Below are 13405 nucleotides of genomic sequence, written 5' to 3' on the forward strand. Positions count from 1 at the left end.
GCGGGTGACACGGGAATACCGTGCTGACGCACCTCCCGGGGCATTGGACTCCTCGCATACGATGGCCCGTGCGGTGGGGTGAACCCGCCGTGCAGTCGTCCAGTGCCAATACAGGCAAGGAGCCCGCCCAAGTGTCCGTCTTCGACAAGATCCTGCGCGCCGGCGAAGGCAAGATCCTTCGCAAGCTGCAGCGGATTGCTGCCCAGGTCAACTCCATCGAAGAGGACTTCGTCAACCTCACCGACGCCGAGCTGCGCGCGCTGACCGACGAGTACAAGCAGCGGCTCGCGGACGGCGAGACCCTGGACGACATCCTCCCCGAGGCGTTCGCCACGGTGCGCGAGGCCGCCAAGCGGGTGCTCGGTCAGCGGCACTACGACGTTCAGCTCATGGGTGGTGCGGCCCTGCACCACGGGTACGTGGCCGAGATGCGCACCGGTGAGGGCAAGACCCTCGTCGGCACCCTGCCCGCGTACCTGAACGCGCTCACCGGCAAGGGCGTCCACCTGATCACCGTCAACGACTACCTCGCCGAGCGCGACTCGGAGTGGATGGGCCGGGTGCACCGCTTCCTCGGCCTCGAAGTCGGTGTGATCCTCGGCAACATGACGCCCGCCGAGCGCAAGCACCAGTACTCGATGGACATCACGTACGGCACGAACAACGAGTTCGGCTTCGACTACCTGCGCGACAACATGGCCTGGTCGAAGGACGAACTCGTCCAGCGCGGCCACAACTTCGCGGTCGTCGACGAGGTCGACTCGATCCTCATCGACGAGGCCCGCACCCCGCTGATCATCTCCGGCCCGGCCGACCAGGCGACCAAGTGGTACGCCGACTTCGCCAAGCTGGTGCTGCGCCTGAAGATCGACCGCGACTACGAGGTCGACGAGAAGAAGCGCACCGTCGGCATCCTGGAGGAGGGCGTCACCCGGGTCGAGGACTACCTCGGCATCGACAACCTCTACGAGTCGGTGAACACCCCGCTGGTCGGCTTCCTGAACAACGCCATCAAGGCGAAGGAGCTGTACCGGGCGGACAAGGACTACGTCGTCATGAACGGCGAGGTCATGATCGTCGACGAGCACACCGGCCGCATCCTGGCCGGCCGCCGCTACAACGAGGGCATGCACCAGGCGATCGAGGCGAAGGAGGGGGTGGAGGTCCAGAACGAGAACCAGACGCTGGCCACCATCACCCTGCAGAACTTCTTCCGCCTGTACGACAAGCTCGCCGGCATGACCGGTACCGGCACCACCGAGGCCGCCGAGTTCCACCAGATCTACAAGCTCGGCGTGGTGCCGATCCCGACGAACAAGAACCCGCTGCGCATCGACCAGCCCGACCTGATCTACAAGTCGGAGCCGGCCAAGTTCGCCGCCGTGGTCGAGGACATCGCCGAGAAGCACGAGAAGGGCCAGCCGGTGCTGGTCGGCACCGTGTCGGTGGAGAAGTCCGAGTACCTGTCGCAGGAGCTGCGCAAGCGCGGCATCCCGCACGAGGTGCTGAACGCCAAGCACCACGAGCGCGAGGCGCAGATCGTCGCGCAGGCGGGCCGCAAGGGCGCCGTGACCGTCGCCACCAACATGGCCGGCCGCGGTACCGACATCATGCTCGGCGGCAACTCCGACCACCTCGCGGCGGCCGAGCTGGCGCAGCGCGGGCTCACTCCGACCGAGACCCCGGAGGAGTACGAGGCCGCGTTCCCCGCCGCCCTGGAGAAGGCCAAGGCCTCGGTCAAGGCGGAGCAGGACGAGGTCAAGGAGGCCGGCGGCCTCTACGTGCTGGGCACCGAGCGGCACGAGTCCCGCCGGATCGACAACCAGCTGCGCGGCCGCTCCGGCCGTCAGGGCGACCCGGGCGAGTCCCGTTTCTACCTGTCGCTGGGCGACGACCTGATGCGCCTGTTCAAGGCCGGCATGGTCGAGCGCGTGCTGTCGATGGCCAACGTGCCCGAGGACGTGCCGATCGAGTCCAAGATGGTCACCCGGGCGATCGCCTCCGCGCAGACCCAGGTCGAGCAGCAGAACTTCGAGATCCGCAAGAACGTCCTCAAGTACGACGAGGTGCTGAACCGCCAGCGCGAGGTCATCTACGGCGAGCGCCGCCGCGTGCTGGAGGGCGAGGACCTGCAGGAGCAGGTCGGCCACTTCATGGACGACACCGTCGAGGCCTACGTCAAGGCGGCCACCGGCGAGGGCTTCGAGGACGACTGGGACCTGGAGAAGCTCTGGACCGCGCTCAAGCAGCTCTACCCGGTCACCCTGGACCTGGAGGAGCTGGAGGAGGAGGCCGGCGGCCCCGCCGCGATGACCTCCGAGTTCCTGGTCAAGGTCGTCCAGGAGGACATCCAGGCGCAGTACGGCGCCCGCGAGGACCAGCTCGGCGCCGAGATCATGCGTGAGCTGGAGCGCCGGGTCGTGCTGTCGGTGCTGGACCGCCGCTGGCGCGAGCACCTCTACGAGATGGACTACCTCCAGGAGGGCATCGGCCTGCGGGCCATGGCGCAGCGCGACCCGCTGATCGAGTACCAGCGCGAGGGCTTCGACATGTTCACCGCGATGATGGAGGGCATCAAGGAGGAGTCCGTCGGCTACCTGTTCAACCTGGAGGTCCAGGTCGAGCAGCAGGTCGAGGAGGTCCCGATCGCGGACGCCGAGGTGCTGCTCGACAAGCTGGAGAAGGACGCCGCCCGCCCGGAGATCAAGGCCAAGGGCCTGGAGGCCCCGAAGCCGCAGCGGCTGCACTACACGGCCCCCTCGGACGAGGTCGGCGGCGGTGTCATCGAGGGCGACTTCGAGGACCTCGGGCCGGAGGACGAGGGCGACGGGCTGACCCGCGCCGAGCGCCGCAAGGCCGCGAAGTCGGCCAAGGGCCGCCGCCGCAAGGGCTGAGCAGGCCGCAGGACGCCGCGCAGGGCGCCGCTCCCGGACGGGGGCGGCGCCCTGTGCCGTCCCGGGCCGCCGCGCGGTCGTGGGGGCTGCTGTGGCCGCCCTGGCCGCTGAGACTGCCGTGGTCGCTGCGACTGCCGTGGTCATCGGGCCTCCACGGCGGTGCACTGCCACTGCCCGGCCTGGCCGCGTTGCTCCAGCCGGAAGGCCACCATGTGGTGCCGCCGGCCGAGGTCGACCCGGACGCAGGCCTCGACCGCGTCGGGCGAGGGCGAGCGGTCGTGCACCGGGCCCAGCCGGGGCCGGTCGGCGGCGCCGCCGCGGCGCAGCGCGCCGGCCCGGACCAGGGAGGCGAGCTGCCCGTAGCCGTCCAGGCTGGTGTGCCGCATCAGCTGGCCGGAGGGCCGGGCGCCGGTGAGCACCTCGACCAGCTGGTGGGCGAAGCGGGAGGCCAGCGCCCGGGGGTCGTGGCCGCCCGGGCCGGTGCAGGCGGCGCGGGGGTGGCGCGGGCGGCGCCCGGCCGGGTCGTGGGCGGCGGTCGTGCGCGGCCGGCGGTGCGGGCGGGCGGTGAGCGGTGCGGTCACGGCGGGCTCCTGGGCAAGGTGGTACGGGTGCGGACGGGTCCTTGCTAGCGGTGCGCCGCGTCGGGCGGCAAGGGCTTTTGCCGCTGCTCCAGGAGTGACCGACAAGTTCACCTATCCGAGTGAATCGATCAGTGCGGTGCCGGGCCCGGCGCGCGGTCGTGCGGTGCCCGATTGACGTGCGTGGCCGGGCCGTACGGTCCGAAAGAGGACGGTTCGATGCGCCGGACCGGGTGGCCCGAATCGCCGCCCCCGTTGCGGTGCCCGGCCGTCGGCGCGCACCATCGGAGCCTGATCGGGAACCGCGCGGAGCGGGACGGGGCCGGGCGGCCACGACCGCACCCACGACGACGGGCGGTCGCGATGACGACACGGGTAGCGGCGGTTCCGGCTCCGGCAGCCGCGGGCACCGCCCCGCCGACCGGGGACGCACCCCGGCGCGGCCTGGTGCTGGGCGGCGGCGGGATGCTCGGCGCGGCCTGGACGGTCGGCGCGCTCTGCGCCGTCGAGGAGGCCACCGGCTGGCGGCCGGGCCGCGCGGACGTGCTGCTCGGCACCTCGGCGGGCTCGATCCTCGGCGCGATGCTGGCCGGCGGGGTCCGCACCGAGCAACTGCGCGACCACCAGCGCGGCCTGCCGATCACCGACGGCCCACTGGCCGGGGTGGACTTCGACTACGACACGGCCGCCGGTGGCGCGCTGCCGCCCCGCCCCGGGGCCGGCATCGGCTCGCCCGGCCTGCTGCGGGACGCCGTCCGGCACCCGCGCGAGTACCCGCTGCTGACCATGGTGTCGGCGATGGCGCCGCCCGGCCGCGGTTCGCTGGCCCCGGTCGGCGAGCTGGTGCGCGGCCTGCTCGGCCCGGGCGGCTGGCCGCCGCCGGGCGCCGACGGCGAGGCCGACGCCGGGGCCGGAGCGGCGGCGCTGCGGGTGGCGGCCGTGGACTACCGCAGCGGCCGCCGGGTGGTCTTCGGGGACCCGGACGCCCCGGCGGTCGCGGTCGCCGACGCGGTGATGGCCTCCTGCTCGATCCCCGGCTGGTTCGCGCCGGTGCGGCTGAACGGCTCGGCGTACGTGGACGGCGGCTGCTGGTCCGCCACCAACGCCGACCTGCTGCTCGGCCGCGGCCTGGACGAGGTGTACGTGCTCGCCCCGATGGCCCTGCGGCTGCGCCCCCGCGCCGACCGCGCCGACAGTGCCGACCGCGCCGACCGCGCCGACCGCGCCGACGCCGGCGGGGTCGCCGGCACCAGCGGGCTCGCGGGCTCCCTCGCCGCGCTGCGCGAGTGGCGCGCCCGGGACCGCCCGCGCGGCGTGCTGGCCCAGCTGGTCAGCCGCTACCGCCGCGCCGTCACCCGGCAGCTGCTGCGCGAGACCGTGCTGCTGCGGGCCGAGGGCGTACGGGTGCGGCTGCTCGCGCCGACCCCGGCCGACCTGGCCGTGATGGGCCCGAACATGATGGACCCGGCCCGCCGCGACGCGGTGCTGGAGAGCGCCCTGCACACGTGCGGCGAGGCCCTGCGGGCCGCCTGCTGAGTCGGGCCGAGGTGATCACGCCCGGCCCGGCGGCGCTTATTCTTGGGGCGCTGGAAGCTGTGCCGCTGGACGAACCGGAGAGTGCCACCGATGCGCGTGTACGTGCCCACCACCCTGAACGGCCTGGCGGCGGCGCACCCGGGTGGTGCCCTGGACCAGTCCGCGGCCTACGCCGTGACGCCCGCGCTGCGCGAGTGGTACGTCAGTGACGACCTGGAGGAGCTGGAGTACGCGGCGCTGAACCGGGCCGCGCAGTCCTCCCTGCGGCTGCTGGCCGCCGACCCGGACGCCCCGCGCCGCCGGGTCGTGGTGGCCCTGGACGTGGCCGACTCGGCCATCCGGCCGTTCCCCGGCGACGAGTACCAGGACCAGGCCTCGCTCGGCCGGGTGGTGCTGGCCGGCCCGTTGCCGCTGGCGAAGGCGGCGGCGGTGCACGCGGACGTCGCCGACGGCGAGGTGGTCGAGGACGTCGCGGCGGCGGTGGCGGCGGTGGCCGCGGCCGACGCGGGCGACCAGGACGCCCAGTTCACCGTGGACGGGGCCGAGGACCACGACCTGCTCTGGTTCGCCACCCAGGAGATCTCCGCGCTGCTGGCCTGAACGGCCGGGTGCACCCGAGCGGAGCAGAGGGGTGCGTGAGCCCCGTCCTACCGGCGTGTCGGTGGTCGGGGCTACCGTTTCGCGCGTGGCTACACACATCGTTTGGGACTGGAACGGCACGCTCTTCCACGACATGGAGGCGGTGCTCGGCGCGAGCAACGCCGCGTTCGCGACCATCGGCGTCGGGCCGATGACCATGCGGGAGTACCGCGAGCAGTACGAGATCCCGATCCCCCGGTTCTACGAGCGGCTGCTCGGCCGGATGCCGTCCCAGGAGGAGTGGCTCCGGCTGGACGAGGCCTTCCACGACCGCTACCGGGAGCTGAGCCCGGCCTGCGGGCTGACGGACGGCGTGCACGAGCTGATGGACGGCTGGCGGGAGGCCGGGCACAGCCAGTCGCTGCTGTCGATGTACGAGCACGAGAAGCTGCTGCCGCTGGTCGACGCCTTCGGCCTGACCGGCCGGTTCCTGCGGGTGGACGGCCGCAGCGGCCCGTCCGGCGGCCAGAAGGCGGAGCAGTTGGCCCGGCACCTGGCCGCGCTCGGCGAGCGGGTGGATCCGGCCCGTACGGTGCTGATCGGCGACGCGGCGGACGACGCCCGGGCGGCCCTGGGCGCGGGTGCGCGCGCGGTGCTCTACACCGGCGGCTCGCACACCCGGGAGAAGCTGGAGCCGCTCGGGGTGCCGGTGGTGGACAGCCTGGCGGAGGCGGTCGAGCTGGCCGGGCGGCTGGGGCGGGGCTGACCGGCCGGGGCGGGCGTGGCGGGCGCCACGTCCGCCGTCCGCGTGTCTGAGCGGGCGGATCGCGTGGCCGCTGGTCAGGCTGGACCAGGGCCTGTCCGGTGGGATCGGGCCCTCCCACCGGAGCAGTCAGCAGGACGGAGCCGCCATGCCGATCGACGCAGTCACCGAGGTGCCCCTCCCGGTCAACGAGCCGGTGCTGGGGTACGCGCCCGGCAGCCCGGAGCGGGGCCGGCTGGTCCGGCGGCTGGACGAGCTGGCGGCCGAGCAGATCCCGTTGCCGATGACCATCGGCGGCGAGCAGCGGTTCGGCGGTGGTGAGCGGATCGACGTGGTCCAGCCGCACCACCACGCCGCCAAGCTGGGGGTGCTCGGCAACGCCACCCGGGAGGACGCCCGCGCGGCGGTGGACTCGGCGCTCGCGGCGGGCCGGCAGTGGCGGTCGCTGTCCTTCGACGACCGGGCGGCGGTCTTCCTGCGGGCCGCCGACCTGCTGGCCGGGCCCTGGCGGGAGACCCTCAACGCGGCCACCATGCTCGGCCAGTCCAAGACCGCGCAGCAGGCCGAGATCGACTCCGCCTGCGAGCTGATCGACTTCTGGCGGTTCAACGTCCAGTTCGCCCGGCGGATCCTGGCCGAGCAGCCGATCTCCGCGCCGGGCGTCTGGAACCGGGTGGACCACCGCCCGCTGGAGGGTTTCGTCTACGCGATCACCCCGTTCAACTTCACCGCGATCGCCGGCAACCTGCCGACCGCGCCCGCGCTGATGGGCAACACCGTGGTCTGGAAGCCCGCGCCGACCCAGACCCTGGCCGCGTACTACCTGATGCGGCTGCTGGAGGCGGCCGGTCTGCCGCCCGGGGTGATCAACCTGGTCACCGGCGACGGCGTCCAGCTGTCCGCGGTGGCCCTCGCCGATCCGGCGCTCGCCGGGCTGCACTTCACCGGCTCCACCGCCACCTTCCAGTCGCTCTGGCAGACCATCGGCGCCAACATCGGCGGCTACCGGGCGTACCCGCGGATCGTCGGTGAGACCGGCGGCAAGGATTTCCTGCTGGCCCACCGCTCGGCCGACCCGGCGATCCTGAAGGCGGCGCTGGTCCGCGGCGCGTTCGAGTACCAGGGCCAGAAGTGCTCGGCGCTCTCCCGGGCCTACCTGCCGCGCAGCCTCTGGCAGAAGATCAAGGACGAGCTGCTGGCCGAGGTGGACGCGCTCACGGTGGGCGACGTCACCGACCTCTCCAACTTCATGGGCGCCCTCATCGACCGGCGCGCCTTCGAGAAGAACCGGGACGCCATCGAGCGGGCCAAGGCCGATTCGACGATCGAGCTGGCGGCGGGCGGCCAGTACGACGACGCGATCGGCTGGTTCGTCCGGCCGACCGTGCTGGTCTCCTCCGACTACCGCAACGAGATCTTCCGGACGGAGTACTTCGGCCCGATCCTGGCCGTCCACGTCTACGAGGACGCCCGCTGGGAGGACGTGCTGCGCCGGGTCGACTCCGGCGCCCCGTACGGCCTGACCGGCTCGGTGATCGCGCAGGATCGTTACGCCATCGCCCAGGCGGTGGAGGCGCTGCGGTTCACCGCCGGGAACTTCTACATCAACGACAAGCCGACCGGCGCGGTCGTCGGCCAGCAGCCCTTCGGCGGCGGCCGGGCCTCCGGGACCAACGACAAGGCGGGCGCCGCCCAGAACCTCCTGCGCTGGACCTCGGCCCGCGCGATCAAGGAGACCTTCGTTCCCCCCACGGACCTGCGGTACCCGCACATGGGCTGAGAGTGAACGGGAAGCTCCGGTTTGGACATGGTGTCCAGGACGGACCGATCATCCTGCGAGTTTGCGCCTCCCTGTCCCTGTCCACCTTCGATTGATCCGGTTAGGCTGGCTGGCGTCGTCGGGTGGCTCCGCAGGACGAATCGTCCTACCCATTGCGAAGGAATTTCATGCGCGCCATGAAGCCTTTTCAGTCGGAAGGTGCGGCAGGATTGCGAGTGACCCGTCGGTGTACACCCACACACCACCGAGTCACGCAACGGCGCGCGACAGGAGCCAAGAAGTCATGCAGACCAAGCTGGACGCAGCCAAGGCCGACCTGCTCAAGAAAGCAGCCGCAGCCGCTGAGAACAGCCAGGTGGGGGGAGCGGCGCCGGGGGAAGGTCTGAGCAACGGCGCTCTGACCGCGTACCTGCACCACTACTACCTCCACACCGCGCCCGAGGACCTGGTCGACCGCGACCCGGTCGACGTCTACGGCGCGGCGGCCTCCCACTACCGGCTGGGCCTCAAGCGCCCGCAGGGCACCGCCGAGGTGCGGGTGCACACCCCCTCGGTCGAGGAGAACGCCTGGTCCTGCGGCCACACCGTGGTCGAGGTCGTCACCGACGACATGCCCTTCCTGGTCGACTCCGTCACCAACGAGCTGTCCCGCCAGGACCGCGCCATCCACGTCGTGATCCACCCCCAGCTGGTCGTCCGCCGTGACATCACCGGCAAGCTGCTGGAGATCCTGGACGTCGACGCCTGCTCCCGCAGCCAGGCCGCCGGCGCCGAGTGGCCCGCCGACGCGAGCGTCGAGTCGTGGATGCACATCGAGATCGACCGCGAGACCGACCGCGACGACCTGCGCGCGATCGAGGCCGACCTGCGCCGGGTGCTCGGCGACGTCCGCGAGGTCGTCGAGGACTGGAGCAAGATGCGCGAGAGCGCGCTGCGCCTGGCCGACGAGCTCGCCGAGGAGCCCCCGACCGGCCTGCCCGAGCAGGAGGTCGGCGAGGCCTGGGAGCTGATGCGCTGGCTCGCCGACGACCACTTCACCTTCCTCGGCTACCGCGAGTACGACCTGGTCGGGCACGAGGGCGAGGAGGTCCTGAAGGCCGTCGCCGGGACCGGCCTCGGCATCCTGCGCTCCGACCCGCGCGGCCACGACGACCACCACCACCCGGCCAGCGAGGCCTTCGGCCGCCTCTCCGCGCCGGTCCGCGCCAAGGCGCACGAGAAGAAGCTGCTCGTCCTCACCAAGGCCAACAGCCGCTCCACCGTGCACCGCCCGTCCTACCTGGACTACGTCGGCGTGAAGAAGTTCAACGCCGCCGGCGAGCCGATCGGCGAGCGCCGCTTCCTCGGCCTGTTCTCCTCCGCCGCCTACACCGAGTCGGTCACCCGCATCCCGGTCGTGCGCCGCAAGGTGCAGGAGGTGCTCGAAGGCTCCGGCTTCTCCAGCGAGAGCCACGACGGCCGCGACCTGCTGCAGATCATGGAGACCTTCCCGCGGGACGAGATGTTCCAGACCGCGGCCTCCGAGCTGATCTCCATCGCCACCAGCGTGCTGTACCTCCAGGAGCGCCGTAAGCTGCGGCTCTTCCTGCGCCAGGACGAGTACGGGCGCTACTTCTCCGCGTTCATCTACCTGCCGCGCGACCGCTACACCACCCGGATCCGGCTGCTGCTCACCGACATCCTCAAGGAAGAGCTGAACGGCGCCACCATCGACTACACGGTGTACGCCACCGAGTCGGTGCTGACCCGTCTGCACTTCGTGGTCCGCGTCGCCCCCGGCACCGAACTGCCGCAGCTCACCGACTCCGACATCGAGCGGATCGAGAACCGCCTCGCCGAGGCCGCCCGGTTCTGGATGGACGGCTTCCACGACCAGCTGCACACCGAACTGGGCGAGGAGAAGGCCGCCGAGCTCGGCCACAAGTACGCCAACGCCTTCCCCGACGGCTACCGTGCCGACTTCCCGCCGCGCACCGCCGTCGCCGACATCAAGCAGATCGAGTCGCTGCACGGCGAGGGCGACTTCCGCCTCAACCTGTACCAGCCGGTCGGCGCCGGCGCCGACGAGCGCCGCTTCAAGGTCTACCGGGTCGGCGGCCCGATCTCGCTGACCGAGGTCCTGCCGGTGCTCCAGCGCCTGGGCGTCGAGGTGCTGGACGAGCACCCGTACGCGCTGCGCCGCTCCGACGACACCACCGCGTGGGTGTACGACTTCGGCCTGAAGCTGCGCGAGGCCACCGAGCTCACCGACGAGGCCCGCGAGCGCTTCCAGGAGACCTTCGCCGCCACCTGGACCGGCAAGGCCGAGAACGACGGCTTCAACGAGCTGGTCCTCACCGCCGGGCTGACCTGGCGCCAGGCGACGGTGCTGCGCGCGTACGCCAAGTACCTGCGCCAGGCGGGCTCCACGTTCTCCCAGGACTACATGGAGGACGCGCTCCGCAACAACACCCACACCACCCGGCTGCTGGTCAACCTGTTCGAGGCCCGGCTGAGCCCCAGCCACCAGCAGGGCGCCGCCGAGCTGACCGAGGGCATCCTGGAGGAGCTGTCCGGCGCGCTCGACGAGGTCGTCTCGCTGGACGAGGACCGCATCCTGCGCTCCTTCCTGCACCTCATCACGGCCACCCTGCGGACCAACTTCTTCCAGCACGACGGCTCCGGTGACTGGCACTCCTACGTGTCGATGAAGTTCGACCCGAAGGCCATCCCGGACCTGCCGGCCCCGCGCCCCGCGTTCGAGATCTGGGTGTACTCGCCGCAGGTCGAGGGCGTGCACCTGCGCTTCGGCAAGGTCGCCCGCGGCGGTCTGCGCTGGTCCGACCGGCGCGAGGACTTCCGCACCGAGATCCTCGGCCTGGTCAAGGCGCAGATGGTCAAGAACACCGTCATCGTGCCGGTCGGCGCCAAGGGCGGCTTCGTCGCCAAGCAGCTGCCGGACCCGTCGGTCGACCGGGACGCCTGGCTGGCCGAGGGCATCTCCTCGTACAAGACGTTCATCTCCGCGCTGCTCGACATCACCGACAACCTGGTCGCCGGCGAGGTCGTCCACCCGGCCGACGTCGTCCGCCACGACGAGGACGACACCTACCTCGTCGTCGCCGCCGACAAGGGCACCGCGACCTTCTCCGACATCGCCAACGGCGTCGCCGAGTCCTACGGCTTCTGGCTGGGCGACGCGTTCGCCTCCGGCGGCTCGGCCGGCTACGACCACAAGGGCATGGGCATCACGGCCCGCGGCGCCTGGGAGTCGGTCAAGCGCAACTTCCGCGAACTCGGCGTCGACACCCAGACCGAGGACTTCAAGGTCATCGGCATCGGCGACATGTCCGGCGACGTCTTCGGCAACGGCATGCTGCTCAGCGAGCACATCCGCCTGGTCGCCGCCTTCGACCACCGCCACATCTTCCTCGACCCGAACCCGGACGCCGCCGCCTCCTACGCCGAGCGGCGCCGGCTCTTCGAACTGCCCCGCAGCTCCTGGGACGACTACGACAAGTCGCTGATCTCGTCCGGCGGCGGCGTCTTCCCGCGCACCGCCAAGTCGATCCAGCTCAGCACGCAGGTCCGGGCCGCCCTCGGCGTCCAGGAGACCCGGCTCACCCCGGCCGAGCTGATGAAGGCGATCCTCCAGGCACCGGTCGACCTGTTCTGGAACGGCGGCATCGGCACCTACATCAAGGCCTCCACCGAGACCAACGCCGAGGTCGGCGACAAGGCCAACGACGCCATCCGCGTCAACGGCGACCAGGTCCGGGCCCGCGTCATCGGCGAGGGCGGCAACCTCGGCTGCACCCAGCTCGGCCGCATCGAGTACGCCGCGGTCGGCGGCCCCGAGAGCACCGGCGGCTGGATCAACACCGACGCCATCGACAACTCGGCCGGCGTGGACACCTCGGACCACGAGGTCAACATCAAGATCCTGCTCAACCAGGTCGTCACCGACGGCGACATGACGGTCAAGCAGCGCAACGTCCTGCTCGCCGAGATGACCGACGAGGTCGGCCACCTGGTGCTGCGCAACAACTACGCGCAGAACGTGGTGCTGGCCAACGCCGTCGCCCAGGCGCACAGCATGGTCAACGTCCACTCCCGGATGATCAACCGGCTGGAGTCGGCCGGCCAGCTCGACCGGGGCCTGGAGTTCCTGCCCACCGAGCGCCAGATCCGCGAGCGCCAGCAGAACGGCCGCGGCCTCTCGCAGCCCGAGATGTCCGTCCTGCTCGCGTACACCAAGATCACGCTGGCCGACGAGCTGCTCGCCACCGCGCTGCCCGACGACCCGTACTTCCACGCCGCGCTGCACGACTACTTCCCGAGCGCGCTGCGGGCCCGGTTCGCCGACGCGATCGACAGCCACGCGCTGCGCCGCGAGATCATCACCACCCTGATCGTCAACGACACGATCAACCGCGGCGGCTGCACCTTCGCCTTCCGGCTGAAGGAGGAGACCGGCGCGACCTACGAGGAGATCGCCCGGACCCACACCGCCGCCCGGGCCGTGTTCGGCCTGGAGGACATCTGGGCCGAGATCGAGGGCCTGGACAACGAGGTCACGGCCCGGGTCCAGACCAAGATGCGGCTGCACTCGCGGCGCCTGGTCGAGCGCGCCACCCGGTGGATGCTCAACAACCGCCGCCAGCCGCTCGACATCGCCGGCACCATCGAGTTCTTCCACGACCGGGTCGACCAGGTCTGGGGCTCGCTGCCCAAGCCGCTGCGCGGCGACGACCTGGTCTGGTTCGAGGCCGTCTACAACGAGCTCGCCTCGGCCGGGGTGCCGGAGGAACTGGCCACCCGGATCGCCGGCCTCTCCTCGACCTTCCCGACGCTGGACATCAGCGAGGTCGCGGACCGCTCCGACAAGGACGTCGCCGAGGTCGCCGAGCTCTACTACGACCTCGCCGACCGCCTCCAGATCACCCACCTGCTCGACCGCATCATCGAGCTGCCCCGCACCGACCGCTGGTCGTCGATGGCCCGGGCCGCGATCCGCGAGGACCTCTTCGCGGCGCACGCGGCGCTGACCGCCGACATCCTCGCCTGCGGCCCCGAGGGCGCCACCCCGGAGGAGCGCTACACGGCCTGGGCAGACCTCAACGCCACCCTGCTGAACCGCGCCAAGAGCACCCTCGACGACATAAGGGGTTCGGACAACTACGAGCTGTCCAGCCTCTCGGTCGCGATGCGCGTCATCCGCACCCTCCTGCGCACGGGCTCCATGCGCTGACGGCCGGCTGCACAGCAAGGCCCTGTCCGGCCGATCTTGCCGGGC

The 13405-nt window shown here is 71.6% G+C and carries 7 protein-coding genes; 6 read left to right on the forward strand and 1 reads right to left on the reverse strand.

The annotated features are described in order from the left end of the window. Positions 1-131 precede the first annotated feature (131 nt). Positions 132-2894, forward strand: a complete 2763-nt coding sequence (gene secA, locus A6F73_RS20610) for a preprotein translocase subunit SecA (RefSeq protein ID WP_063349158.1) — start codon at positions 132-134, stop codon at positions 2892-2894. 140 nt (positions 2895-3034) lie between these two features. Here the strand turns inward: secA and A6F73_RS20615 are convergent, their stop codons facing one another. Then, entirely contained in the window at positions 3035-3475 is a 441-nt protein-coding gene (locus A6F73_RS20615; protein WP_063349159.1) for an Rv3235 family protein, read from the reverse strand. 360 nt (positions 3476-3835) lie between these two features. Between A6F73_RS20615 and A6F73_RS20620 the strand changes: the two genes are divergently transcribed. The 5 genes from A6F73_RS20620 to A6F73_RS20640 all read left to right on the forward strand — a co-directional run bounded on the left by A6F73_RS20620 (position 3836) and on the right by A6F73_RS20640 (position 13360). Further along, positions 3836-5008 (forward strand): patatin-like phospholipase family protein, encoded by a 1173-nt coding sequence (locus A6F73_RS20620; RefSeq protein WP_159398499.1) that lies wholly within the window; start codon positions 3836-3838, stop codon positions 5006-5008. A 90-nt stretch (positions 5009-5098) separates the two neighbouring features. Next, positions 5099-5608, forward strand: a complete 510-nt coding sequence (locus A6F73_RS20625; protein WP_063349161.1) for a hypothetical protein — start codon at positions 5099-5101, stop codon at positions 5606-5608. A gap of 85 nt (positions 5609-5693) precedes the next feature. Further along, a complete protein-coding gene (locus tag A6F73_RS20630) occupies positions 5694-6353 on the forward strand; it encodes a haloacid dehalogenase-like hydrolase (RefSeq protein WP_079135844.1) in 660 nt (219 codons plus the stop codon). 151 nt (positions 6354-6504) lie between these two features. Further along, positions 6505-8130: an L-glutamate gamma-semialdehyde dehydrogenase gene (gene pruA, locus A6F73_RS20635; protein WP_063351360.1), complete on the forward strand. Its 1626-nt coding sequence runs from the start codon at positions 6505-6507 to the stop codon at positions 8128-8130. Between the two features lie 283 nt (positions 8131-8413). Then, positions 8414-13360, forward strand: coding sequence for an NAD-glutamate dehydrogenase (locus A6F73_RS20640; protein ID WP_063349163.1), 4947 nt, complete (start codon positions 8414-8416; stop codon positions 13358-13360). Positions 13361-13405: the final 45 nt, after the last annotated feature.

It is taken from the genome of Streptomyces sp. MJM8645 (genome assembly GCF_001625365.1).
In the GTDB taxonomy this organism is placed as follows: Bacteria; Actinomycetota; Actinomycetes; order Streptomycetales; family Streptomycetaceae; genus Kitasatospora.

Coding starts and splice junctions, on each gene's coding strand:
- A6F73_RS20640 (WP_063349163.1), top strand. CDS start 8,414: ATGCAGACCAAGCTGGACGCAGCCAAGGCCGACCTGCTCAAGAAAGCA.
- A6F73_RS20620 (WP_159398499.1), top strand. CDS start 3,836: ATGACGACACGGGTAGCGGCGGTTCCGGCTCCGGCAGCCGCGGGCACC.
- A6F73_RS20625 (WP_063349161.1), top strand. CDS start 5,099: ATGCGCGTGTACGTGCCCACCACCCTGAACGGCCTGGCGGCGGCGCAC.